Below are 24,490 nucleotides of genomic sequence, written 5' to 3'. Positions count from 1 at the left end.
TTCTACGCGTGACGTTCATCACCGAGAATTCCCCGGACGGCCCTGTTCGGGGAGGTTCGGGCGCGCCTTGAGGTGGGTCCGGATGGTCCTTGTGTCCGCATTCATGGAGATGTGTGCGGAACATTCCGTGGCGTGACCATTCACTGATCGATACAAGCGATCACGGAGCGAATGCGCACCGGTTCCGGCCCGGTGAGACCGCGCGGCCTCCGCCGACTAATCTCTTCGCGAGTCTTCGCCGCGACACCGATGCGCCCCGGCGGTCGCACAACCGCCGCGAACACCAGGACCGATCGTCCTGATTTCACGGACCGATCGAACCGCCCCACCGGGCGGCCGCGGCGAAGCCTCCCGTACATGCTGTATCCCAGTGCCGGATGAGGAGAACGTCCAGGATGAACCGTAAGACTCTGGTGCTGCCGGCCATGGTCGGTCTGCTCGCGCCCGTACTCGTCGCCTGCGGCAGTACGGAGAGCGGGGCAGGTGGCGGCGACGCCATTGTCGTGGGCACTACGGACAAGATCATCGAGGGCAAGGACTCTCCCGCGCCCCTCGACCCGGCGTTCGCCTATGACACCGGTTCCTGGAACGTGCTGCGGCAGACCCTCCAGACGCTGATGCACGCCCCTCGCGGCGGCGGTGAGCCCGTGCCGGACGCCGCCCAGTCCTGCGCCTTCACCGACAACGCCTCGCAGAGCTACCGCTGCAAGCTCCGCAGCGGTCTCAAGTTCTCCGACGGCACCGCGGTCACGGCCGAGGACGTCAAGTTCTCCGTCGAGCGCCTGCTCAAGATCAACGACCCCAACGGCGCCGCCGCCCTGCTCTCGAACCTCGACACCATCGAGATCAAGGGCGAGCACGAACTCGTCTTCCACCTCTCCACGCCGGACGCGACGTTCCCGTACAAGCTCTCCACCCCGGCCGCCGCGATCCTGAACAAGAAGGACTACGACGGCGACAAGCTCCGCAAGGGGCTCCAGGTCAACGGCTCGGGTCCGTACACGATGAAGGCCACGGACGAGGGCGGCGCCGTCACCAAGGTCGTCTTCAGCAAGAACGACTCGTACCAGGGCGACCTGGAGCTGCGGAACAGCAAGGTCGAGCTGCGCGTCTTCAAGGACTCCGAGGCCATGACCAAGGCCCTGGAGAAGGGCGACATCGACATCGCCACCCGGGAGATCGATTCCAAGCACATAGCGAAGATGCTGGACAACCCCAGCAAGGACATCCAGCTCACCGAACTGCCCGGCCTCTCCATCCAGTACCTCGCCTTCAACACCGACCACCCCTCGGTGAAGGACAAGGCCGTACGCCAGGCCATGGCCGCCCTGATCGACCGGGGCCAGATCGCCGCCGACGTCCACGCCGCCACCGCCGAGCCGCTGTACTCGCTCATCCCCGCCAGCGTCGGAGGCCATGAGAACGCCTTCTACAACAAGTACGGCGATCCCAGCGTCAAGCGGGCCAAGCAGTATCTCCAGCGGGCCAACATCACCACCCCGGTCAAGATCTCCCTGCACTACGCGAACGACCGCTACGCGGTCGAGGAGTTCGAGGCCATCCGCGACCAGCTGAACGCCTCCGGGCTCTTCCAGGTCACCGTCAAGGGCGCCGAGTGGTCGGAGTTCCGCGCCGCCGGCCAGCGCGGTGACTACCCCGTCTACGGCCTCGGCTGGGTCCCCGACTTCCCGGACCCGGACAACTACATCGCGCCCTTCCTGGAGAAGGGGAACTTCCTCAACTCGCCGTATGTGAGCACCGAGGCCCGCAAGCTGATCCCCGAGTCCCGCCGCCTCGCCGACCGCGCCGCCGCCGACGACACCTTCGCCAGGCTTCAGCAGATCATCGCCGAGGACGTCCCCGTGCTGCCGCTCTGGCAGGGCAAGCAGTACGTCGCCTCCCGCAAGGGCGTCAACGGAGTGGAGAGCCTCCTCAACGGCAGCTCCGACCTCCAGCTCTGGGAGCTGGAGAACACCGGCAAGTAGACCCCTCGGGGTCACCCGGACAGACGAACGAGCGGCGGCGGGCATCTCGCCCGCCGCCGCTCGGCGTCGTCCACTCCCGGTCCACTCCCGGTCCGGCCGGGGGGCCTACTGCGCGCCGGGGCGCACCAGACCGCTCTCGTACGCGTACACCGCGGCCTGCACCCGGTCCCGCAGCCCCAGCTTCGTCAGCACATGGCCCACATGCGTCTTCACCGTCGTCTCGCTGACGAACAGATCGGCGGCGATCTCCGCGTTGGACAGGCCCCGCGACACCAGCTTCAGCACCTCGACCTCGCGGTCGGTCAGCGTGTGCAGCGTGTCCGGGAGCGGCTCCTCGCCCGAGGGGAGATGGCCCGCGTACTTGTCCAGCAGCCGGCGCGTGATGCTCGGCGCGAGCATCGCCTCGCCCGCCGCCACCACCCGGATCGCCTGCACCAGCTCATCCGCCGGGGCGTCCTTCAGCAGAAACCCGCTCGCCCCCGCGCGCAGCGCCTCCACCACGTACTCGTCCAGGTCGAAGGTGGTCAGCACCAGGACCTTCGCCGGACCGTCCCGCCCGGGACCGGTGATCTGCCGCGTCGCCTCGACGCCGTCCATCCGGGGCATCCGGATGTCCATCAGCACCACATCGGGCTGAAGCGCCCGCACCTGATCGAGCGCCTGGAGACCGTCCCCGGCCTCACCGACGACCGCGACATCCTGCTCGGCCTCCAAAATCATCCGGAAACCGGTACGCAGCAGCGGCTGATCATCGACCAGCAGAACGCGGATGGCCACAGGGAACTCCTCACAAGTCGGTCGGACCCATTCTGCCCTGACCCTCCCGGCTAGGAAGCGGCCGGGGAAACGCTCAGCGGATACACCGGGGGAGTGCCCCCGAACTCCGGACAGACCGACTGATGGTCACACCAGCCGCACAGCTTCGTGGGCCGGGGCCGCCACTCGCCCGACTCCGTCGCCGCCCTGATCGCCTCCCAGAGCGCCAGCAGCTTGCGCTCCACCCGCTCCAGATCCGCCGGCACCGGGTCGTACGTCAGCACATCGCCACTGCCCAGATAGACCAGCTGGAGCCGGCGCGGCACCACGGCCTTCAACCGCCAGATCACCAGCGCGTAGAACTTCATCTGGAACAGCGCGCCCTCGCTGTACTCGGGGCGGGGGGCCTTGCCGGTCTTGTAGTCGACGATCCTGACCTCGCCCGACGGGGCCACATCCACCCGGTCGATCACCCCGCGCAGCCGCAGCCCGGACTCCAGCTCCGTCTCCACGAACATCTCGCGCTCGGCCGGCTCCAGCCGCGTCGGATCCTCCAGCGAGAACCAGCGCTCCACCAGCGCCTCCGCCTCGCCCAGCCAGCCCGCCAGCCGCTCACCGCCCTCGTCCCCCGAGAACAGCTCACCCAGCTCCGGCCGGTCCGCCAGCAGCCGGTCCCACTGCCCCGGAACCAGCGACTTCGCCCGCGGAGCCGTCCGCTCCGCCGCCGGGGCGTCGAAAAGTCGCTCCAGCACCGCGTGCACCAGCGTCCCCCGGGTCGCCGCGGCACTCGGCTTCTCCGGCAGCCTGTCGATCACCCGAAACCGGTACAGCAGGGGGCATCGCATGAAATCGCTCGCCCGCGAAGGCGACAGCGACATCGGCGGCCGGCCCGGCAACGGCTCGTCACTCGTCCTCATGACCACGACCCTAAGGCCCCCCACTGACAGCGAGCGCAATACCATCGACGTCAGAGGTCGGTACACCGCATGATCGAAGGGGCGGCAGACCGCCCCGCCGAGCGGCACGGCCGCCCCACCGAGACGAAGGGAACCCGTGAACGAGGACGACAAGCGAGGCGAGCGCAAGCGGGCGCGGGCCGACGCCGGGGGAGACGATCCCCAGGGCCCCGGCCGCAAGGGCAAACCGCAGCGCCCCGGCCCCGGCGGCGGCATCCTCATGGGCCGCCCCTTCGGCGTGCCCGTCTATGTCGCCCCCAGCTGGTTCCTCGTCGCCGCCCTCATCACCTGGGTCTTCGGCGGCCAGCTCGACCGCGTCCTGCCCGACCTCGGCGGAGCCCGCTATCTGGTCTCCCTCTTCTTCGCCGTCGCCTTCTACGCCTCCGTGCTCGTCCACGAGCTGGCCCACACCGTCGCGGCCCTCCGCTTCAAGCTCCCGGTGCGCCGCATCCAGCTCCAGTTCTTCGGCGGCGTCTCGGAGATCGAGAAGGAGACCGAGACCCCCGGCCGCGAATTCATCCTCGCCTTCGTCGGCCCGCTGCTCTCCCTCGTCCTCGCCGGGGTCTTCTACCTCGGCATGCAGGCCGTCGACCCCGGCACCGTCCCCGGAGTCCTCCTCGCCGGCCTGATGATCTCCAACCTCATCGTCGCCGCCTTCAACCTCCTCCCCGGTCTCCCCCTCGACGGCGGACGCATGCTCCGCGCCGTCGTCTGGAAGATCACCGGCAAGCCCATGAGCGGCACCATCGCCGCCGCCTGGGTCGGCCGCGCCCTCGCCGTCGCCGTCCTCATCGGCCTCCCCCTCCTCACCCACACCGGCGTCCTCGGCAACCCCACCCAGGACATCGGCGGCACCGAGACCGTCACCGACGCGCTCCTCGCCGCCATCCTCGCCGCGATCATCTGGACCGGAGCGGGCAACAGCCTCCGCGTCGCCCGGCTGCGCGAGCACCTCCCCGAGCTGGAGGCCCGCACGCTCACCAGGCGCGCCGTGCCGGTCGAGTCGAGCACCCCGCTCTCCGAGGCCCTCCGCCGCGCCAACGAGTCCGGAGCCCGCGCCCTGGTCGTCGTCGACGGCCACGGAGAGCCCACCGGACTCGTCCGCGAGACCGCCATCGTCGGCGTCCCCGAGCACCGGCGGCCCTGGGTCGCCGTCAGCGGGCTCGCCCAGGACCTCACCGACGACATGAGGCTCCCCGCCGCCCTCGCCGGCGAAGCCCTCCTCGACCGCCTCAGGGCCACCCCCGCCACCGAGTACCTGGTGATCGAGGAGAGCGGCGAGATCTACGGCGTACTCTCCACCGCCGATGTCGAACGCGCCTTCGTCGCCGCCATGGCCCGCCCCCACTGACCCCCTCCGGACCCGCCTCCGGCCGCCGGCGGGCCCGGAGCGGGCGGTCAGGTGCTCAGGCCCTCCCCGGGCCCGGTACGCTGGTCACATGTCCGAACCGACCGGTGCCGCCCGCCGACGCGGGCCCTTCAAGGTCGGGGACCAGGTCCAGCTCACCGATCCCAAGGGCCGCCACTACACGTTCACGCTCGAAGCCGGGAAGAACTTCCACACCCATAAAGGGTCCTTCCCGCACGACGAGCTGATCGGCGCTCCTGAGGGCAGTGTTGTCCGAACCACGGGAAACGTGGCCTACCTCGCGCTGCGCCCCCTGCTCCCCGACTATGTCCTGTCCATGCCCCGCGGCGCCGCCGTGGTCTACCCCAAGGACGCGGGGCAGATCCTGGCCTTCGCCGACATCTTCGCCGGTGCGCGCGTCGTCGAAGCGGGAGTGGGCTCCGGCTCCCTCAGCGCCTTCCTGCTCCGCGCCATCGGCGACCACGGCATGCTCCACTCCTACGAGCGCCGTCCGGACTTCGCCGAGATCGCCCAGCAGAATGTGGAGCGCTACTTCGGCGGTCCGCACCCCGCCTGGCAGCTCACTGTCGGCGATCTTCAGGACAATCTCTCGGACGCCGACGTCGACCGAGTGATCCTCGACATGCTCGCCCCCTGGGAGTGCCTGGACGCCGTCTCCAAGGCGCTCGTCCCCGGCGGCATCCTCTGCTGCTACGTCGCGACCACCACCCAGCTCGCGCGGACCGTCGAGTCCATCCGTGAGATCGGGTGCTTCGCCGAGCCGCAGCCCTGGGAGTCGATGATCCGCAACTGGCACGTCGAAGGACTCGCCGTCCGCCCCGACCACCGGATGATCGGGCACACCGGCTTCCTCGTCACCGCGCGGCGTCTCGCCGACGGCGTCGAGCCTCCGATGCGCCGCCGCCGGCCCGCCAAGGGCGCCTACGGCGACGACTACGAAGGCCCCAACAAGGGCTGACCCCCACCGCCGGCCCGGTGGGCGAGGGACCTTCCCCCGCCTCCGTACCGGACAACGCCTCACCGCCGCCGCCGAGTTCCCCTCGCGATCCGCTTCGCGAAAGGGAACTCGGCGGCGGCGTCCTCGCGTTCGGCCCCGGGACGGTTACGAAACCCTGACAAGCGGGCCCGCACCCTGCCGTTCCCCAGCCCTGTGACGTGTGGCACGATGCAAACCTCCCTCCCGCCGCCGACGTGCCGCCGGCTTCGCCTTCACAGGAGACTTCACGCGTGCAGACCTCCGCGCTCCCGGACCTCGCGCACAATCGGAGCCGCCCGGTCCATTGGCTCGCCACCGCTGCCGCGACGGCCGCGGTCGTCGCGCTCGCGGGACTGCTCCAGCCCGGCGCGGCCACGGCCTCCCAGCCCGATCGCGCCGCCCCCGCCGCCGGGCGGCCCGCGCCCGATGTGCGCACCCCGCTCCCCCTGGAGTGCGGCTCGGTTCCCAGCGCGGTGGTACGGGAGGCTGTCGGCGATCTCGACGGCGACGGGGGGCTCGAACGAGTCGTCGTGGCCCGCTGCCAGGCCGGCTCCGGCACCCCGCCCAGCGGGATCTACGTCCTCGCGGCGGGCCGGGACGGCACCGGGAGGGTGGTCGCCACACTGATCGGCCCCGAGCGGCGGCAGAGTGTCGAGCGGCTCGCGATACGGAACGGAACGATCAGCGCCGCTCTGCTCGGCTACTCCTCGGACCAGGTGCCCAGCTGCTGCCCGGACGAGCGGGAGGAGGCCGAATGGCGCTGGTCGGACGGCAAGTTCCTGCGTACGGCACCGGACGAGGCGCGTCCGCTCTGAGCGGCGCGCCTTCCATGAGCCCGCGGCCCCGGTCCTCCGGGTAGCGGAATCGTCACTCCGCGTCGGGGCCGTACACCTCGACCCTGTCCGAAACCCGACGTACATGGATACAGTCGCCCGGGCACTCCTTCACGGAGTCCACCACGTCCAGGAGCAGCGGCAGCGGCACCGGCGTGGTGGCCCCCGGATCCTGGAGAAGCTCGTCCTCGGAGCTCTTCACATACGCCAGGCCGTCGATGTCGAGCTCGAAGACGTCCGGGGCGTACTGCGCGCAGATACCGTCCCCGGTGCAGAGGTCCTGGTCGATCCAGACCTCCAGATCCTCGGCGGCGCCCTCGGGCGGGGCCTCATGCTGCACGGTCATGTCTCCTGCCGTTTCCTGCGTCGGGTCGAGCGTCCGGCCAAGCGATCTGTCGCAAGTCGCGCCAGCCCTGACGGGTGTTGAACACTTCGACCTTACAACCGCCCGCTTTCCGATGTTGATGGGTGGGTATTCCCCTGACGTGAGGAAGAGCGCAAGGGTGAAGATCGGACACACCCCGACCGTCTTTGTGATCTAGGGGTTTCAATCACCACCCACCCAGGTAGGGTCAGGAAGCGTCCAGCTCCCCTTGGAGGAGGTGAGGACCGTGGCAGCCCACGACGACGACATCAACCGCGGCATCCGGCCGGGGCGGGGGTCTGAAGACCCAGCCGGCCAGGTCGCCTATCTTGAGCAGGAAATCGCCGTCCTGCGCCGCAAGCTCGCCGACTCTCCGCGTCACACGAGGATTCTCGAAGAGCGGATCGTCGAACTGCAGACCAATCTGGCCGGCGTGTCCGCGCAGAACGAGCGGCTCGCCAATACCCTCCGTGAGGCCCGCGACCAGATCGTGGCCCTCAAGGAGGAAGTCGACCGGCTCGCGCAGCCGCCGGCCGGCTTCGGTGTCTTCCTGCAGGCCAATGAGGACGGCACATGCGACATCTTCACCGGGGGCCGCAAGCTCCGGGTGAACGTCAGCCCAGGCGTCGAGCTCGACGAGCTACGGCGCGGCCAGGAAGTCATGCTCAACGAAGCGCTCAATGTGGTCGAGGCCATGGCGTACGAGCGCGCGGGCGACATCGTCACCCTCAAGGAGATCCTTGAGGACGGCGAGCGCGCCCTGGTCGTCGGCCACACCGACGAAGAACGAGTGGTGAGACTCGCCGAGCCCCTGCTGGACATCACCATCCGGCCCGGCGACGCACTGCTCCTCGAACCCCGCTCGGGCTATGTCTACGAAGTGGTCCCCAAGAGCGAGGTCGAGGAGCTGGTCCTCGAAGAGGTCCCGGACGTCGACTACAACAAGATCGGCGGCCTGGGCAACCAGATCGAGCTGATCCGCGACGCGGTCGAGCTTCCCTACCTCTACCCGGACCTCTTCAAGGAGCACGAACTGCGACCGCCGAAGGGCATCCTGCTCTACGGCCCGCCCGGCTGCGGCAAGACGCTCATCGCCAAGGCCGTCGCCAACTCCCTTGCGAAGAAGGTCGCCGAAGTCACCGGCCAGCCCGCCGGAAAGAGCTATTTCCTCAACATCAAGGGCCCGGAACTCCTCAACAAGTACGTCGGCGAGACCGAGCGGCACATCCGCCTGGTCTTCCAGCGCGCTCGTGAGAAGGCCAGCGAGGGCACTCCCGTCATCGTCTTCTTCGACGAGATGGAATCCCTCTTCCGCACCCGTGGCTCGGGCGTCAGCTCGGACGTGGAGAACACGATCGTCCCCCAGCTCCTCGCCGAGATCGACGGCGTCGAGGGCCTGGAGAACGTCATCGTCATCGGTGCCTCCAACCGCGAGGACATGATCGACCCCGCGATTCTGCGCCCCGGCCGTCTCGATGTGAAGATCAAGATCGAGCGTCCGGACGCGGAGGCCGCCAAGGACATCTTCGCGAAGTACCTCACCGCCTCACTGCCCCTGCACTCCGACGACCTCTCCGAGCACAACGGGTCCAAGGAAGCCGCCGCCCACGCGATGATCCAGTCGGTGGTGGAGCAGATGTACGCGGAATCCGAGGAGAACCGCTTCCTCGAGGTCACCTACGCCAACGGCGACAAGGAAGTCCTCTACTTCAAGGACTTCAACTCCGGAGCGATGATCCAGAACATCGTGGACCGGGCGAAGAAAATGGCCATCAAGGCATTCCTCGACCACAACCAGAAAGGTCTGCGCGTCGCCCATCTCCTCCAGGCGTGCGTGGACGAATTCAAGGAGAACGAGGACCTGCCCAACACCACCAACCCGGACGACTGGGCCCGGATCTCCGGAAAGAAGGGCGAGCGGATCGTCTTCATCCGCACGCTCGTCACCGGAAAGCAGGGCGCGGACACCGGTCGCTCCATCGACACGGTGGCGAACACCGGACAGTACCTGTAGAGGCGCACCGGCCGCGGACGCCCCCGGCCGGGCGTCCGCGGCCGGCCGCTTCCCCGCCGGGCCACACCGGCCCGGCGGGCCGGATCAGCCACACCCCAGCAATGACGCGATCGATCTCCCCCCGCGGCGCGGAGGCGTTCTAGGCTCTTCGGTACCGCCGGCTCGCGCAGCGCGGGGACGGGCACCGCATGCGCACCGGAGCACCAGCGGTACTTGAGCGCCGCCCCGGACGGGAGCGTCGCAGGGCAAGGAGGGCCGCATGACCGTACGGCGAGTAATGGGAATCGAGACGGAGTACGGCATCTCCGTCCCGGGCCATCCCAACGCCAATGCCATGCTCACCTCATCCCAGATCGTCAACGCCTACGCGGCGGCGATGCACCGGGCGCGCCGCGCCCGCTGGGACTTCGAGGAGGAGAACCCGCTGCGGGACGCCCGGGGCTTCGACCTCGCCCGAGAGGTCGCCGACTCCAGTCAGCTCACCGACGAGGACATCGGCCTGGCCAATGTGATCCTCACCAACGGCGCGCGGCTCTACGTCGACCACGCGCACCCCGAGTACAGCTCCCCCGAGGTCACCAACCCGCGCGACGCCGTCCTGTGGGACAAGGCCGGCGAACGGATCATGGCCGAGGCCGCCGACCGCGCGGCCCAGCTCCCCGGCGCCCTGCCGATCCATCTCTACAAGAACAACACGGACAACAAGGGCGCCTCGTACGGTACGCACGAGAACTACCTGATGAAGCGGGAGACGCCGTTCTCCGACATCGTGCGCCATCTGACCCCGTTCTTCGTCTCACGGCAGGTGGTCACCGGCGCGGGACGCGTCGGCATCGGCCAGGACGGGCACGAGCACGGCTTCCAGATCAGTCAGCGGGCCGACTATTTCGAGGTCGAGGTCGGCCTGGAGACCACACTCAAGCGCCCCATCATCAACACCAGGGACGAGCCGCACTCCGACGCCGAGAAGTACCGCCGGCTCCATGTGATCATCGGCGACGCGAATCTGTCGGAGATCTCGACCTATCTCAAGCTCGGCACCACCGCGCTGGTCCTCTCGATGATCGAGGACGGCTTCATCGCCGTCGATCTCGCCGTCGACCAGCCGGTGCGCACCCTGCACCAGGTCTCCCACGACCCCGGGCTGAAGCAGCTGGTCACGCTGCGCAGCGGGCGGACACTCACCGCGGTCCAGCTCCAGATGGAGTACTACGAGCTGTCCAGGAAGTATGTCGAGGAGCGGTTCGGGGCCGACGCGGACGAGCAGACCAAGGATGTGCTGGCCCGCTGGGAGGACACGCTCAACCGGCTGGAGAACGATCCGATGAGCCTTTCGGGCGAGCTGGACTGGATCGCCAAGAAGGAGCTGATGGAGGGCTACCGCCGCCGGGACGGGCTGGGCTGGGAGGCCGCCCGGCTGCATCTGGTGGATCTCCAGTACGCCGACGTACGGCCCGAGAAGGGTCTCTACAACCGGCTGGCCGCCCGGGGCAGGATGAAACGGCTGCTGGACGAGACGGACGTGGTGCGGGCCCGCGCCAAGCCTCCCGAGGACACCCGCGCCTACTTCCGGGGCCGCTGTCTGGAGCAGTACGCGGACGATGTGGCCGCGGCCTCCTGGGACTCCGTGATCTTCGACCTCCCGGGCCGTGACTCGCTTCAGCGGGTCCCGACCCTGGAGCCGCTGCGCGGCACCCGCAATCACGTCAAGGAGCTGCTGGACCGGTGCCGGACGGCGGAAGACCTGGTCCGGGTGTTGTCAGGGGGCTAAAAGGGCCTGGTTCGGGAATCATCAACGGGAATCGCGGGGACGGCCCCAGGGCGTTGAGGAAAGTACGGGGCCGATGTCGGACCGGGCTTGTAGGGTCTGATCTTGACAGGAACGAACTCACGTCAGGGCAAACCGAGCGGGGTGAGGGACATGGCGACCAAGGACACCGGCGGCGGACAGCAGAAGGCCACGCGTTCCACGGAGGAGGCCGAGGAGCAGGCGCAGGACGCGCAGGTCTCCGAGGATCTCAAGGAGCGCCAGGAGAAGCTGTCGGACGACGTGGACTCCGTACTGGACGAGATCGACGACGTGCTCGAAGAGAACGCCGAGGACTTCGTCCGCTCATTCGTACAAAAAGGCGGACAGTAGCGGAGCCGTCGGGCTCTGCCGGGCCGACGCGCCGTTCCGTGTGCCGGGCCGCCCGGGGGCGAGCAGCGCCTTCCCGGGGCCCGTGCCGCACGACCGCGGCCGAACACTGCGTGATGACCGCCGGACAGAGGGCCCAGCGCCGGCTGTCCGGCGGCTTCCGCCGCACATGTGGATCACTGCCATGAGACGGGTAGGGTCCGTGGCGTACCGTGCTTCAACCGTCATTCGGCCATCGGCACGTTGGGAGACCATCCCGACACCGTCCGTCGGGCTGCCGCCTACGTGGAAGGAAACTCGTGGAAGCCAACACTCGTGGCGCCGGACGTCTGCCGGCTGCCTTTCTGACGCCTGGCTCCTCCTCCTTCATGGACTTCCTGGGGGAGCACACCCCGGAAATGCTCCCGGGGAACCGTGCTCTTCCGACCGTGCAGGGAGCCTTCGAGGCCCCGCACGGCACGACCATCCTCGCCGTCACCTTCTCCGGCGGCGTGGTGCTCGCCGGTGACCGGCGCGCGACCATGGGAAATGTGATCGCCCAGCGCGACATGGAGAAGGTCTTCCCGGCCGACGAGTACTCGGCCGTGGGCATCGCGGGCACCGCGGGCCTCGCGGTGGAGATGGTGAAGCTCTTCCAGCTGGAGCTGGAGCACTTCGAGAAGGTGGAGGGCGTCCAGCTCTCCCTGGAGGGCAAGGCGAACCGGCTGTCGACCATGATCCGGGGCAATCTGGGCATGGCCATGCAGGGGCTCGCGGTCGTTCCGCTCTTCGCGGGGTACGACGTGGACCGCGGCAGGGGGCGGATCTTCTCGTACGACGTGACGGGCGGCCGTTCGGAGGAGCGGGGCTACGCGGCGACCGGCTCGGGTTCGGTCTATGCGCGCAGCTCCATGAAGAAGCTCTACCACGAGGATCTGACCGAGGAGCAGGCCGCCACGCTGGCGGTGCAGGCGCTCTACGACGCGGCGGACGACGACTCGGCGACCGGCGGCCCCGACGTCGCCCGGCGGATCTTCCCGATCATCACGGTGATCACCGAGGACGGGGTCCGCAAGCTCACCGACGACGAGGCCTCCGAGATCGCCCGGGCGATTCTGGAGCGCCGCCTCGAACGGCCCGACGGGCCGCGCGCCGCGCTGCTCTGATGTTTTTCCGGCTACTACTCGGCGGGGCTTTCACGCCACTGACAGAAAGGGACGGATAACCGGTGACGACGCCGTTCTATGTCTCGCCCGCACAGGCCATGCAGGATCGGGCGGAATATGCCCGCAAGGGCATTGCCCGAGGTCGCAGCCTGGTTGTGATCCAGTACGCCGACGGAATTGTCTTCGTCGGCGAGAACCCGTCCCGCGCGCTGCACAAGTTCAGCGAGATCTACGACCGGATCGGTTTCGCGGCGGCCGGCAAGTACAACGAGTACGAGAATCTCCGGATCGGCGGTGTGCGCTACGCGGATCTGCGCGGATACACCTATGACCGTGACGATGTGACCGCCCGAGGTCTGGCGAATGTCTACGCGCAGACGCTGGGCACGATCTTCTCCAGTTCGGCCGAGAAGCCGTACGAGGTGGAGCTGGTGGTCGCCGAGGTCGGGGCGACGCCCGACGGCGACCAGATCTACCGGCTGCCGCACGACGGGTCGATCGTGGACGAGCACGGCTCGGTCGCGGTCGGCGGCAGCGCCGAGCAGATCAGCGCGTTCCTGGACCAGCGCCACCGGGACGGCATGTCGCTCGCGGAGGCGCTGAAGCTCGCGGTGCAGGCGCTCTCCACCCAGACCAACGGCACCGAGCGGGAGATCCCGGCGGAGCGCCTCGAGGTCGCGGTGCTGGACCGCACCCGCCCCCAGAAGCGGAAGTTCAAGCGCATCGTGGGCCGTCAGCTGTCCCGGCTGCTGGAGGCCGACGGGGCGGCATCGGTTCCGACCGACGCCCCTTCGGACATCGAGGAGACCGAGGAGAGCGGCGGGACCGGCGAGAGCCGCGAGAGCGGCGAGTAGTCCGCCGGCCCAGCCGTGAGCGTGCCCCGGGAGCGGTCCGACGACCGATCCCGGGGCACGGCCGCGTTTCGGGGCGGGCTCACGGCCGGCGGGCCGCCGTGCCGCCGGCGGGTCAGGGCAGTGACCAGCGGCGGAGGCCGCCGGTGTGCCGGGTCAGCCACGTCCCGTCGCCGAGCGGGGTGACCCAGCCGACGGGCGCCGGATAGCGGACCCGCCCCAGCGGCCGGAGCGTGGCGGCGTCGCAGAGCCAGTGCCGGATCACCGCGGGGCGTCCCGGGGGATAGGTCCGGCCGGTGACCAGGAGATGCCTGTCGTCCAGGAGGAACGCCCCGTCGAACTCGTCGCTGTCGCGCCCGGTGGTGAGCCGGGCCAGGTCGTACAGCGCGGTGGGCTCGTCGGCGGCGACGTCGTGGGCCGCGAGTTCATTGCGGTCGTCGTTGGCCGCGATCCGTTCGGCGCGGCGGAGCGTGAGCAGCTGCGGCGGCGCGTCGGGCCCGCCGCCGGGCGGGCGCGGCAGAAAGTCGATGATCTCCCGCATGGTGGTGGTGCCCCGGATGTGGAGCCCGTCCCGGCGCGGCTCTATCCACCAGCTGGTCCAGCTGTACCAGGCGGTCCAGGAGGAGAGGGCGAGCAGCGCGCCGTCCGGACGCCAGCGCTGGGTGGCGACGGACGAGATGCCGCCGATCGGACGGCGGGCCCGGATCCTGCCGGACTCGGTGTCGAGCAGCAGCAGCGTGTCATTGCCGTAGGGGAGCCCGGACGCGCCGCCCCCGGGGCGGGCCGTCGCCGTCCCCCCGACGGCGAGGGTGGGCACCAGCACGCTGACCAGGCCGCCCCCCGGGTGCGGGGCGGGCGGCCCCGGCGGGCGCGGTTCGTCGTGACAGCCGTGCCACGGGGTGTGCGGAAGCTCCCAGAGCGTCTTTCCGTCGGCGGTGACCCGGCGGACCCCGGCGGCCTCGCAGACGATCGCGCCGTCCTCCAGCGCGGCGGCGGTGGAGCGCGGCGGCAGGGGCAGGGTCCGCAGCGGGGCGAGGGCCCCGGAGAGAAAGGTCCTCGCGTCGTGGATCTCCAGCCGGCCGTCGTCCGTCAGGGCCAGCCGTCCGCCGGTGAGCGGGGTCACCGAACCGGTCGTGTGGACCGTTCCGACCAGGGTGGCGTCGATCGGCGTCTCCGCCGTACTCGTCATGATCACGATCGTTCCACGCGGCACGTGCGGGCTCAAGGGCCGTCCCGGCGGTCCGTCAGCGCACGGATCCGGGCACGGGACCGGTGGACTCGCGGACGACGAGCTGTACGGGAAGCTCGTCCCGCGCCGGGGCGCGCCCGTCGAGCACCGCGAGCAGGGCGTGCATGCCGCGCTCGCCGACCTGTTCGGCGGGGAGCCGTACGGTGGTCAGCTCGGGCTCGACGGCGGTGGCGAGGGCGAGATCGTCGAAGCCGGTGACCGAGAGATCCTCCGGGACGCGCAGGCCGAGCCTGCGGGCGGCCTTGCAGACTCCGGCGGCGAGCGTGTCCCCGTCGCAGACGACGGCGGTCGGCCGGGGTCCCGGCGCGGTCAGCGCCCGGTGGGCGGCCTCCCGGGCGGCGTCGACGGTGAAGGGCCCCCGGACGGTCCGCACACTCGCCCCGGGGACCGCGCCCACGGCGGCGGCCAGGGCGCGGGCGCGGACCTCGAAGGTCCAGGAGTCGATGGCCGGGGCGAGATGCAGATACCGGCGGTGGCCGAGGTCCAGCAGATGGTCCGCGACCCGGCGGACGCCGTCGGCGATGGCGAGGTTGACCCGCGCGGCGGCCCCCCGGTCGTCGGGGTCGCTGTCGAGCATCACGAGCGGCAGGCCGGAGGCGCGCAGGGCGGTGAGCGCGTCGGTGGCCATCGAGGAGGCGATCACGCCGTCCAGGGCCGCGCGGGCGGAGGCGAAGGGGTCCTTGGCGGGGCCGATGCCCCCGGGGGAGGGGTAGACGACCACGCCGAAGCCGTGCCGCTCGGCGACGGCGGCGGCACCGGTGTAGACGCGGGCGAAGAACTCGTGGGTGAGCGCCGGGACCACCAGGAGCGCGGTCCTGGTGTGGCCGAGCCGCAGATTCCGGGCGGCGAGATTGGGCCGGTAGCCCAGCGAGCGCGCGGTGTCGCGGACGGTGTCGGCGGTGCCGGGGGAGACCCGGCCGCGCCACTTGTCGCCGAGCACGAGCGAGACGGTGGCCTGCGAGACCCCGGCGGCCCGCGCGACGTCCCGGCTGGTGGGCCGGGCCCCGGGAGGGACGCCGTCGCCCGGGGGAGCCGGCTCCGCCTCCGGGGCCGTGACGCGGCGCGGTCCGCCCCCGCCGGGAGCGGGCGGGCGCTGCCCGTCTGCCATGGTGCCGTCCTTCGCTGCGCCGCCGTCCGCGCCGGGCGCGGGTCCGCGGCGAGGCGGTGCTGTGGACCCGCGGACTGTCGACATGGTACGTATGAGCCTCGACGTTATACGTAACACCTCGGCCGGGCCGGGGAGAGGGGGGCGGGACGTGGTGTCTGAAGCCACCGGAACCGGCGAAGCGACCGGGGCCGTCGGAGACACCGGGAGCACCGGGAGCACCGGGAGCGGCGGATACGCGGACATCCTCAGGGCCCCGCACGCCGCGCGGCTGCTCGCCGGCACGCTGGTGGGGCGGCTGCCCCACGCCACGGGCCCGATCGCCATCGTGCTGTTCACCCGGGCCGAGGGCGGCGGCTACACCCTCGCGGGCGCGCTCGCCGCCGTCTACGGCACAGCCACCGCGATCGGGCAGCCGCTGCTCGGACGCGCCGTGGACCTGCGCGGACAGCTCAGGGTCCAGCTCCCCGCCGCGGTGGTGTCCGCGCTGGGCATGGTGGTGCTGGCCGTCGCCGGGATCGGCTCGCTGCCCCTCGCGTACGCGGCGGTCTTCGTCGCCGGGCTGTTCACCCCGCCCCTCGAAGGAGGGCTGCGGGCCCTGTGGCCGAGCGTGCTGGGGAGGGAGGACCGGGTGCACCGGGCCTATGCCCTGGACGCGGTCGCCCAGGAGGTCATGTTCACCGTGGGGCCGCTGCTGATCACCCTGTTCGTCTCGCTCTGGTCCGCCGGGGCGGCGCTGATGGTGATCAACGCGATCGGGGTGCTCGGCGCGCTCGTCGTCGTGCTCTCCGAGCCGTCCCGCGCCTGGCGCTCGGCCCCCCGGGAGGCGCACTGGCTGGGCGCGCTGCGCTCGGGCGGACTGCTGGCCCTGCTCGGGTCGTTCTTCTTCGTGGGGCTCGCCCTCGGCTCCATCACCGTCGCGGGCGTCGCCTACGCGGACGACCACGGCCGGGACGCGATCTACGGCCTGCTGATGGCCGCCCTGAGCCTCGGCGCGCTGATCGGGGGCGTGTTCTACGGGGCCCGCCGCTGGGCCGGCCCCCCGGAGCGCCGGCTGCTGGTCATCGTGGCCCTGCTCGCGGTCGGCTATCTGCCGCTGGCGCTGACGCCCGGCGTCGCCGCCATGACGGCCCTGACCGCCCTCGCCGGGCTCTTCCTCGCCCCCGCGATCGCCTGCGCCTTCGTCGTCGTGGACCGGCACGCGCCGCGCGGCACGGTCACCGAGGCGTTCTCCTGGCTGGTGACCACCTTCGGCGTGGGCGCGGCGGCGGGCACCGCCGCCGCCGGTCCTGCCGTGGAACTGGGCTCCACCTCGTGGGGCTTCGCGGTCGCCGGGGCCGGCGGAATCCTCGCCCTGCTCGTTCTGACGGCCACTCAGAAGACCCTCGCCGGACCGGGCCGCGCGGTGGACGTCGCCCGCTCCCTTCCGGACCCGCCGGCGCGATCAGCCGAAAATGATCGCAATGGTGCCGCCGAACCCGGTTTCAGCTCAGGCCCTGAGGCGTAATGTTCAGACATGGACCGCCGCATTTTCGGGCTGGAGAACGAGTACGGCGTCACGTGCACGTTCAGGGGACAGCGCCGACTGTCACCTGACGAAGTGGCGCGCTACCTCTTCCGCCGAGTTGTCTCATGGGGCCGCAGCAGCAATGTCTTCCTGCGGAACGGCGCCCGCCTCTACCTCGACGTGGGATCGCATCCTGAATACGCGACACCGGAATGCGACAACGTGACCGAGCTGGTCACTCACGACAAGGCCGGAGAGCGGATTCTCGAAGGTCTGCTCGTCGACGCCGAACGCCGCCTGCACGAGGAGGGAATCGCGGGCGACGTCTATCTCTTCAAGAACAACACCGATTCGGCGGGAAACTCCTACGGCTGCCACGAGAACTATCTCGTCGCCCGCCACGGAGAGTTCTCCCGGCTCGCGGACATCCTCATCCCCTTCCTCGTCACCCGCCAGCTGCTCTGCGGCGCGGGCAAGGTGCTCCAGACCCCCCGCGGCGCGGTCTACTGCGTCAGTCAGCGGGCCGAGCACATCTGGGAGGGCGTCAGCTCGGCGACCACCCGGTCCCGTCCCATCATCAACACCCGGGACGAGCCGCACGCGGACGCCGAGCGCTACCGCCGACTCCATGTCATCGTCGGCGACTCCAACATGTCCGAGACCACGATGCTGCTCAAGGTCGGCGCGACCGATCTGGTGCTGCGCATGATCGAGGCGGGCACCGTGATGCGCGATCTGACCCTGGAGAACCCGATCCGGGCGATCCGCGAGGTCAGCCACGACATCACCGGGCAGCGCAAGGTGCGCCTCGCCAGCGGCCGTGAGGCCTCCGCCCTGGAGGTCCAGCGGGAGTACTACGAGAAGGCCGTCGACTTCGTCGACCGGCGCGGCATCCGCACCGGCACGGTCGAGCAGGTGCTCGAACTGTGGGGCCGCACCCTCGACGCGATCGAGGCCGAGGACCTGGACCGGATCGGCACCGAGATCGACTGGGTCATGAAGTACAAGCTCATCGAGCGGTACCGGGCCAAGCACAACATGACCATGTCGCACCCCCGGGTCGCGCAGATAGACCTTGCCTACCACGACATCCACCGCCGGCGCGGGCTCTACTACCTCCTGGAGCGCAGGGGGCAGGCCGCGCGGATCTGCAACGACCTCAAGATCTTCGAGGGCAAGTCGGTGCCCCCGCAGACCACCAGGGCCCGGCTGCGCGGCGACTTCATCCGCCGGGCGCAGGAGCAGCGGCGGGACTTCACCGTCGACTGGGTCCATCTCAAGCTCAACGACCAGGCGCAGCGCACGGTGCTCTGCAAGGATCCGTTCCGCTCGGTCGACGACCGGGTGGAGAAGCTGATCGCCGGCATGTAGCCGTCCGATCCCCCCAGGGCGACCCGGCCGGTGGGCACAGGAGTGCCACAGGTCGCCGGAACGTCACCCGGGCCCCGTACGTTGCTCGTGCGGGGCCCTCGGCACGCCCTAGAGTGTCGGGGACTCCAGGGGGTGTCGTGTGGTGGGGACTGCGCCGACGCCGCAGTCCCCACCACACGACACCCCCTCCACCCCGACGTCTGATGATCTGAGGAACACGTGCGCCGAATCGCCGGCCTTCTTGTCGTCCCCGCGCTGCTCTTGTCGACAGCGGCGTGCGGCAGCGAGGAAAAGGGCTCCGACTCCAGCCCCTCCCAGGGCGGACTGCCCGCCATCACCGAAGGTGCCAAGTTCGGTGAGAAGCCGACGCTGGCGAAGGGCGAGGGCACCCCTCCCAAGAAGCTGAAGGTCGAGGTCATCAGCGCGGGCAAGGGCGCGGTCCTCAAGAAGGGCGACCAGGCCCAGGTGAACTACCTCGGCCAGGAGTGGGACGAGAACAAGCCTTTCGACAACAGCTTCGACCGGGGCCAGCCCTTCGACGTGGCCATCGGCGGCCAGGGTGTCATCCAGGGCTGGCAGGAGGCCCTGAAGGGCCAGAAGGTCGGCAGCCGTCTGGAGGTCTCGATCCCGCCGGACCTCGGCTACGGCGCGCAGGGCCAGGGCGACATCAAGGCCAACGCGACGCTGGTCTTCGTCATGGACATCGTCAAGGGCACCACCGTCCCGGTCTCCGCCGACGGCGCGGAGGTCCCCCAGAACGACACCGCGCTCCCGAAGATCGGCACCAACACCGACGGCAAGGCCCCCTCGGTGACCATCCCCAAGACGGACGCGCCGAAGAAGCTGGTCTCCAACTACGTGCTGGAGGGCAAGGGCCCCGAGGTGACCGACAAGGACACCGTCGTCGCCAAGTACGAGGCGTACATCTGGAAGGGTGCCAAGCAGTTCGACAGCACCTACAAGGCGGACTCCACCGTCAGCTGGCCGCTGGCCCAGGTGACCGTCGAGGGCCTCAAGGAGGGGCTGATCGGCAAGAAGGTCGGCAGCAGGGTGCTCCTGGTGATCCCCTCCGACAAGGCCTTCGGCGACAAGGACCAGAACGGCATCCCCAAGAACTCCACCCTGGTCTTCGCGGTGGATCTGCTCGCGAAGGCCTGATCCGGCCGGGAGCACGGCGGCCACGGCGGCCACGCCGGACTCGGCCCCCGGCCGGGCGAGGTGCGAGACTGTCCCGGTTGCCCGTACACCGTTTTACGAGGAGCAGTATCAGTGAGCATCGAGAAGCCCGAGATCGACTTCCCGGAAGGCAAGCCGCCGGCCGACCTGGAGATCAAGGATCTCTGGGAGGGCGATGGCGCGGAGGCCAAGGCCGGTGACTATGTCGCCGTCCACTACGTGGGTGTCGCCTTCTCCACGGGCGAGGAGTTCGACGCGTCCTGGAACCGCGGTCAGACCTTCAAGTTCCAGCTCGGCGGCGGTCAGGTCATCGCCGGCTGGGACCGGGGCGTCCAGGGCATGAAGGTCGGCGGCCGCCGCCGGCTGACCATCCCCGCGCACCTCGGCTACGGCGACCGCGGCGCGGGCGCCGTGATCAAGCCGGGCGAGACGCTGATCTTCGTCGTCGACCTGATCTCGACCTGATCCCGTCCGATCCGGTCCGCCGGGGCCCATGCTCTTCTCGGGAGCATGGGCCTCGGCTTTTGTCCCGACACCCCGGGGCGGTACGGTCGGCGGTGCGGAAGCGACTCAAGCAGAAGAGGTGCAGGGCGTCGATGGCCATTGCCAAGGCCGAGCGGCTGATGAATCTGGCGCTGTGCCTGCTCGGGACGCGCCGCCCGCTCAGCAAGCGTGAGCTGCGCGGGTCCATCGAGGCCTATCTCGAAGCGGGCTCGGACGAGGCCTTCAACCGGATGTTCGAGCGCGACAAGGACGATCTCCGCGAACTCGGCCTCGTCATCGCCACGGTGGAGAACCTCGACGGAGAGGTGGGCTATCTCGCCCGCCGCGACAGCAACCGGCTGCCCCCGATCACCCTGGACGCCGAGGAGGCCGCCGCCCTCGGGCTGGCCGCCCGGGTCTGGCAGCAGGCCAGACTGGCGGGGGCCGCGAGCGGCGCGCTCCAGAAGCTGCGCGCGGCCGGGATGCCCGAGGCGGAGGACGCCTACGACCTCCCGTACAGCGCCCTGGAACCCCGTATCCCGGTCCATGAGACCGCCTTCGAACCGCTGATGCTCGCCTGCCGCGACCGCAGGACCGTGGTCTTCGACTACCGCAAGGCGACCGCCGCCCGCCCCGAGCAGCGCCAGGTGGAGCCCTGGACCCTGGAGTGCTGGCGCGGCCACTGGTATCTGGCGGGCTGGGACCGCGACCGGCGGGCCGAGCGCGTCTTCCGCCTCTCCCGCATCACCGGCCGGGTCCGCTCCCGCGCCGGGGCCTTCACCGCGCCCGTGCCCGATGTGGTGACCGTCCGCGAGACCGTCGAGAGCTGGGCCGGCGAGACCGCCACCCGGACCGCGCGGATCCGGCTGCGCACCGGCAGCGGCTATCCGCTGCGCGCCCGGGCCCAGTCGGTGCGGGAGCTGGCCGGCGGCTGGGAGGAGCTGGAGATTCCGTACGGGCACGGGCTGGACGCCTGGCTCGTGGAGTTCGGCCCCGATGTGGTGGTCGTGGAGCCCGCTGATCTGCGGGCCGATGTCATGGAGCGGCTGCGCGCCGTGGCCAAGGGCTGAGGGGAGTCGGACCATGGCCGCCAACGCCATTGACCAGACCCGGCGGATGCTGTCGCTGGTGACCTATCTGCGGGAGCGCCCCGGGGCCCGGGTGGGCGACGTCGCCCGCGCCTTCGGCATCACCGAGGACGAGCTGATCTCCGATCTCGATGTGCTGCCCATGTGCGGGACGAGCTTCCGCGGCGGCGATCTGCTCGACATCGACACCGACGGCGACCGGATCTGGTGGCACAACCCCGACGACGTCGCCGAGCCGCTGCGGCTCGCCGCCGACGAGGCGACCGCGCTGCTGGTCGCCGCGCGCGCCGTGGCCACCCTGCCCGGTCTGCGCGAGGGCGACCGGGAGGCGCTGCTGCGGGCCACCGCCAAGCTGGAGACGGCGGCGGGCGAGGCGGCCGGGGCCTCCTCCCGGCTCTCGGTGACCTTCGAGTCCGAGGGCGGTGTCTTCGCCGAGGTGGACCGGGCGATCTCGGAGCGGCGGCGGCTGTGGGTGCGGTACTACTCGCCCGCGCGCGACGAGCTGACCGAGCGCGAGGTCGACCCGATCCGGCTCTTCGCCGTCGGCCACACCTATATGGAGGCCTGGTGCCGGCTCTCGGAGGCGCGCCGGACCTTCCGGCTCGACCGGGTCGCCGAGATCAGACTGCTGGACGCGCCGTCCGCGCCGCCCGAGGTCGAGCTGCGGGATCTCTCCGAGGGGCTGGTACAGCCCTCGGCCGACGACCCCGAGGTGATCGTGGAGGTCGGGCCCGCGGGCCGCTGGGTCGCGGAGTACTACCCGCACGACAGCGCGGAGGAGCTGCCCGACGGCGGTCTGCGCATCACCGTGCGGACGCCGTCCCCCGCCCTGCTGCGCAGGCTCGCCCTCCGGCTCGGCCAGGACGGGCGGATCGTCGCCCCCGCCGAGCTGGCGCTCAGCGCCCGGGACGCGGCCCGGCAGGCGCTGGCCGCCTACGAGCAGGCGGAGGGCGGCGGCGGGACCGCGCCCGTCGCCGGGGCGCACGGCTGATGCCCGACGACGGGGCGTACGCGGCCGGGCCGGCCGTGACGCTGTCGCCCGGGACGGGCGGGGAGAGGGAGGCGTACCGCACATGTCGCTGATTTCAGGGATCGCGTCCTCGGTCGGCCCGGTGCTCTTCAAGGCCGCCTGCCCCGACTGCCGGGCCCGCTTCGAACTCGCCGCGGAGGCGCTGCGGCTGGCGATCGGGGCCAGCCACCGCACCACCTTCTACTCCTTCACCTGCCCCGAGTGCGGCTCCGCCGTGCGCAAGCCGGCCGGGGAGCGGATCGTCGAACTGCTCACCGGCGGCGGGGTCCGCACCCTCCGTCTCACCCCCGGCTCCGGAACGGTCTAGGTTCTCCCCCATGCTCTGGCCCATGCTCGCCGTCGCCCTCGGCTTCCTCGGCATCGCCGTCCTCGGTCTGCTCGGCATCCGGGTCTTCGTCGAGGCCCGGCGGCTCGGTCTGGAGGTCGCCCGCACGACGGAGCGGATCAACCGCGCGGCGGAGGATCTGGAGCGGGCGGCGACCGGGCTGGCGCGCACCGGGGAGACGCTCCGCCCCTGATCCGGCCCTCGCCGTGTGCGTGGCCAATGCAGAAGATGGTCATTACACCCTGATGTGACGCGCAGGTGACCGGTACTCTGAGGTACGGCGGCACAGGTGATGAGGCACCACCCGCCGACGGGAGTTGCCGGGGGGTTGCCCCCTGTTTACCCCCGAGAGTTACGATCGAACGGCTGTGGCGTGGTACCTCCATGCCCCGGCCGACAGCACAGACCATGCCGCCACGGTGAGAAGGTAGACCAGAATTATGCCGAACCTCGGTCCGTTGGAGATTGTTCTCATCCTCCTCGTCGTCATCCTGCTCTTCGGCGCGAAGAAGCTTCCGGACATGGCGCGCTCCCTGGGGAAGTCGGCGCGCATCCTGAAGAGCGAGGCCCGGCAGATGAAGTCCGAGGGCGGCCAGAGTGCCGCCGCCCCCGCCGAGCCCAAGGCACAGGACCCGGTCCAGCCGGCTCCCCGTACGATCCAGGCCTCGCCGGGCGATGTGCAGAGCGCCCGCCCCGTCGCCGAGCCCACCGACTCCGCCCAGCGCTGACCACCCGGGCCGCCTCTCCTCGACGGAGGGCGGTCTGCCGCATGAGATGAGGACGTGGGTTGCTCAAGCCTGCCCGCTCGAAGAGCCCGGAGAAGGACCCCGAGGGGCGGATGCCACTCGCCGAGCACCTGCGTGAGCTGCGTAACCGGCTCGCCAAGGGACTGCTGGCGATCGTCGTCATGAGCATCATCGCGGTCTTCTACAACAAGCAGCTGATGGACTTCCTCGCCGCGCCCGTCCCGGCGTGCGAGAAGGGCCAGTCCAACGCCGGCGGCCAGTGCGCCGAGATCGTCTTCAACAAACTGCTGTCGCCGTTCACCACCACCATCAAGGTCACACTGCTGGCCGGCTTCGTCCTCTCCTGCCCGGTCTGGCTCTACCAGCTGTGGGCGTTCGTCGCGCCCGGTCTGCACAAGAGCGAGAAGAAGTACACGTACTACTTCGTCACCGCGGCCGTCCCGCTCTTCCTGTCCGGCGCGTACCTCGCGTACCTGATCATGCCGATCAGCTTCGAGATGCTGCTGAAGATCACCCCGGACGCGGCGGGCAACCTGCTCGAACTGGACGACGTCCTCGACTTCTCCGTCCGCATGGTGCTCGTCTTCGGCCTCGCCTTCGAGCTGCCACTCATCCTGATCATGCTGAATCTGGTCGGTTTGGTCACCGGCCGCCGCATGTCCGGATGGTGGCGGGGCGTGATCATGGGCGTCTTCGTCTTCGGCGCGATCGCCACGCCGACCACGGACCCCATCGGCATGATCGCCCTCTCCGGGCCGATCGTCGTCCTCTACTTCGCGGCCGTGGGCTTCTCCCTCCTCAACGACAAGCGCCGCGCGCGCCGCGATCCCGACGCCGCCCTCGACGACGACGAGGCGTCCCCGCTCGACCTCGGCGGCGACGACGACGGGACCACCGAGCCGGTCACCGCCGGACGCTCCCTCCCGGAGCAGTCGAAGGGCGAGTCGGACGGCGCGCGCACCCACCGGGTCAACGGCTACGACGACATCACCTGAGCCTGAACCTGAGCCGGAGCACCGGGCGC

The 24,490-nt window shown here is 70.3% G+C and carries 24 protein-coding genes and 1 pseudogene; 20 read left to right on the top strand and 5 right to left on the bottom strand.

The features are described from left to right. The first annotated feature begins 395 nt into the window (after window positions 1–395). Window positions 396–1,985 carry an ABC transporter substrate-binding protein gene (locus ABD371_RS09370; protein WP_344474772.1) on the top strand — a complete coding sequence of 530 codons (1,590 nt, stop codon included), beginning with the start codon at window positions 396–398 and terminating at the stop codon, window positions 1,983–1,985. Window positions 1,986–2,090: 105 nt separating this feature from the next. Here ABD371_RS09370 and ABD371_RS09365 read toward each other — a convergent pair whose 3' ends face one another. Continuing rightward, on the bottom strand, window positions 2,091–2,762 hold the full coding sequence (locus ABD371_RS09365; RefSeq protein ID WP_190124439.1) for a response regulator: 672 nt from the start codon (window positions 2,760–2,762) through the stop codon (window positions 2,091–2,093). 10 nt (window positions 2,763–2,772) lie between these two features. Beyond that, window positions 2,773–3,658 (bottom strand): annotated as a pseudogene (locus ABD371_RS09360) (RecB family exonuclease). A 136-nt stretch (window positions 3,659–3,794) separates the two neighbouring features. On the opposite strand from ABD371_RS09360, the gene ABD371_RS09355 reads away from it, so the two are divergent. From ABD371_RS09355 to ABD371_RS09345, 3 genes are all read left to right on the top strand, one after another. Then, window positions 3,795–5,048 (top strand): site-2 protease family protein, encoded by a 1,254-nt coding sequence (locus ABD371_RS09355; protein WP_344474770.1) that lies wholly within the window; start codon window positions 3,795–3,797, stop codon window positions 5,046–5,048. A gap of 88 nt (window positions 5,049–5,136) precedes the next feature. Further along, a complete protein-coding gene (locus ABD371_RS09350; protein WP_190124436.1) occupies window positions 5,137–6,024 on the top strand; it encodes a tRNA (adenine-N1)-methyltransferase in 888 nt (295 codons plus the stop codon). A 269-nt stretch (window positions 6,025–6,293) separates the two neighbouring features. Next, complete coding sequence (locus tag ABD371_RS09345; RefSeq protein ID WP_344474768.1) at window positions 6,294–6,857, top strand: hypothetical protein; 564 nt, start codon at window positions 6,294–6,296, stop codon at window positions 6,855–6,857. Window positions 6,858–6,909: 52 nt separating this feature from the next. On the opposite strand, the gene ABD371_RS09340 is transcribed toward ABD371_RS09345, so the two are convergent. Beyond that, complete coding sequence (locus ABD371_RS09340) at window positions 6,910–7,221, bottom strand: ferredoxin (protein WP_344474766.1); 312 nt, start codon at window positions 7,219–7,221, stop codon at window positions 6,910–6,912. Window positions 7,222–7,486: 265 nt separating this feature from the next. On the opposite strand from ABD371_RS09340, the gene arc reads away from it, so the two are divergent. From arc to prcA, 6 genes are all read left to right on the top strand, one after another. Then, on the top strand, window positions 7,487–9,253 hold the full coding sequence (gene arc, locus ABD371_RS09335; protein ID WP_190124433.1) for a proteasome ATPase: 1,767 nt from the start codon (window positions 7,487–7,489) through the stop codon (window positions 9,251–9,253). Between the two features lie 259 nt (window positions 9,254–9,512). After that, complete coding sequence (gene dop / locus ABD371_RS09330) at window positions 9,513–11,024, top strand: depupylase/deamidase Dop (RefSeq protein WP_344474764.1); 1,512 nt, start codon at window positions 9,513–9,515, stop codon at window positions 11,022–11,024. Between the two features lie 150 nt (window positions 11,025–11,174). Continuing rightward, window positions 11,175–11,393 carry a ubiquitin-like protein Pup gene (locus tag ABD371_RS09325; RefSeq protein WP_161226477.1) on the top strand — a complete coding sequence of 73 codons (219 nt, stop codon included), beginning with the start codon at window positions 11,175–11,177 and terminating at the stop codon, window positions 11,391–11,393. A 168-nt stretch (window positions 11,394–11,561) separates the two neighbouring features. Further along, the gene (locus ABD371_RS09320; protein WP_381734620.1) at window positions 11,562–11,738 is read left to right on the top strand and encodes an endonuclease domain-containing protein; all 177 of its coding nucleotides are present in this window, start codon (window positions 11,562–11,564) and stop codon (window positions 11,736–11,738) included. Further along, complete coding sequence (prcB, locus tag ABD371_RS09315; protein ID WP_344474759.1) at window positions 11,690–12,535, top strand: proteasome subunit beta; 846 nt, start codon at window positions 11,690–11,692, stop codon at window positions 12,533–12,535. The genes ABD371_RS09320 and prcB overlap by 49 nt, the downstream gene beginning before the upstream one ends. Window positions 12,536–12,597: 62 nt before the next feature. After that, entirely contained in the window at window positions 12,598–13,389 is a 792-nt protein-coding gene (prcA, locus tag ABD371_RS09310) for a proteasome subunit alpha (RefSeq protein ID WP_344474757.1), read from the top strand. A gap of 112 nt (window positions 13,390–13,501) precedes the next feature. Here the strand turns inward: prcA and ABD371_RS09305 are convergent, their stop codons facing one another. Together ABD371_RS09305 and ABD371_RS09300 are read right to left on the bottom strand one after the other, a co-directional pair. Next, window positions 13,502–14,575, bottom strand: a complete 1,074-nt coding sequence (locus ABD371_RS09305) for a hypothetical protein (protein WP_344474755.1) — start codon at window positions 14,573–14,575, stop codon at window positions 13,502–13,504. Window positions 14,576–14,630: 55 nt separating this feature from the next. Beyond that, window positions 14,631–15,743 carry a LacI family DNA-binding transcriptional regulator gene (locus tag ABD371_RS09300; protein ID WP_344474753.1) on the bottom strand — a complete coding sequence of 371 codons (1,113 nt, stop codon included), beginning with the start codon at window positions 15,741–15,743 and terminating at the stop codon, window positions 14,631–14,633. Between the two features lie 241 nt (window positions 15,744–15,984). On the opposite strand from ABD371_RS09300, the gene ABD371_RS09295 reads away from it, so the two are divergent. The 10 genes from ABD371_RS09295 (at window position 15,985) to tatC (ending at window position 24,461) form a co-directional block, all read left to right on the top strand. Beyond that, entirely contained in the window at window positions 15,985–17,247 is a 1,263-nt protein-coding gene (locus ABD371_RS09295; RefSeq protein ID WP_344475008.1) for an MFS transporter, read from the top strand. 9 nt (window positions 17,248–17,256) lie between these two features. After that, complete coding sequence (pafA, locus tag ABD371_RS09290) at window positions 17,257–18,618, top strand: Pup--protein ligase (protein WP_190124426.1); 1,362 nt, start codon at window positions 17,257–17,259, stop codon at window positions 18,616–18,618. 219 nt (window positions 18,619–18,837) lie between these two features. Then, window positions 18,838–19,776 carry an FKBP-type peptidyl-prolyl cis-trans isomerase gene (locus ABD371_RS09285; RefSeq protein WP_344474750.1) on the top strand — a complete coding sequence of 313 codons (939 nt, stop codon included), beginning with the start codon at window positions 18,838–18,840 and terminating at the stop codon, window positions 19,774–19,776. Window positions 19,777–19,887: 111 nt separating this feature from the next. Next, window positions 19,888–20,259 carry an FKBP-type peptidyl-prolyl cis-trans isomerase gene (locus tag ABD371_RS09280; protein ID WP_344474748.1) on the top strand — a complete coding sequence of 124 codons (372 nt, stop codon included), beginning with the start codon at window positions 19,888–19,890 and terminating at the stop codon, window positions 20,257–20,259. Between the two features lie 131 nt (window positions 20,260–20,390). Beyond that, on the top strand, window positions 20,391–21,347 hold the full coding sequence (locus tag ABD371_RS09275) for a helix-turn-helix transcriptional regulator (protein WP_344474746.1): 957 nt from the start codon (window positions 20,391–20,393) through the stop codon (window positions 21,345–21,347). Window positions 21,348–21,360: 13 nt separating this feature from the next. Further along, window positions 21,361–22,356: a helix-turn-helix transcriptional regulator gene (locus ABD371_RS09270; protein ID WP_344474744.1), complete on the top strand. Its 996-nt coding sequence runs from the start codon at window positions 21,361–21,363 to the stop codon at window positions 22,354–22,356. 82 nt (window positions 22,357–22,438) lie between these two features. Beyond that, complete coding sequence (locus ABD371_RS09265; RefSeq protein ID WP_190124421.1) at window positions 22,439–22,702, top strand: hypothetical protein; 264 nt, start codon at window positions 22,439–22,441, stop codon at window positions 22,700–22,702. Window positions 22,703–22,712: 10 nt separating this feature from the next. Further along, complete coding sequence (locus ABD371_RS09260) at window positions 22,713–22,913, top strand: hypothetical protein (RefSeq protein WP_344474742.1); 201 nt, start codon at window positions 22,713–22,715, stop codon at window positions 22,911–22,913. 247 nt (window positions 22,914–23,160) lie between these two features. Then, complete coding sequence (tatA, locus tag ABD371_RS09255) at window positions 23,161–23,448, top strand: Sec-independent protein translocase subunit TatA (protein ID WP_190124419.1); 288 nt, start codon at window positions 23,161–23,163, stop codon at window positions 23,446–23,448. Between the two features lie 110 nt (window positions 23,449–23,558). Further along, window positions 23,559–24,461 (top strand): twin-arginine translocase subunit TatC, encoded by a 903-nt coding sequence (gene tatC / locus ABD371_RS09250; RefSeq protein ID WP_344475006.1) that lies wholly within the window; start codon window positions 23,559–23,561, stop codon window positions 24,459–24,461. Window positions 24,462–24,490: the final 29 nt, after the last annotated feature.

The organism is Streptomyces amakusaensis (assembly GCF_039532665.1).
Classification (GTDB): Bacteria; Actinomycetota; Actinomycetes; order Streptomycetales; family Streptomycetaceae; genus Streptomyces; species Streptomyces amakusaensis.
Note: the sequence above shows the minus strand (reverse complement) of the source record. Positions and strands in the feature narration are given on the sequence as shown.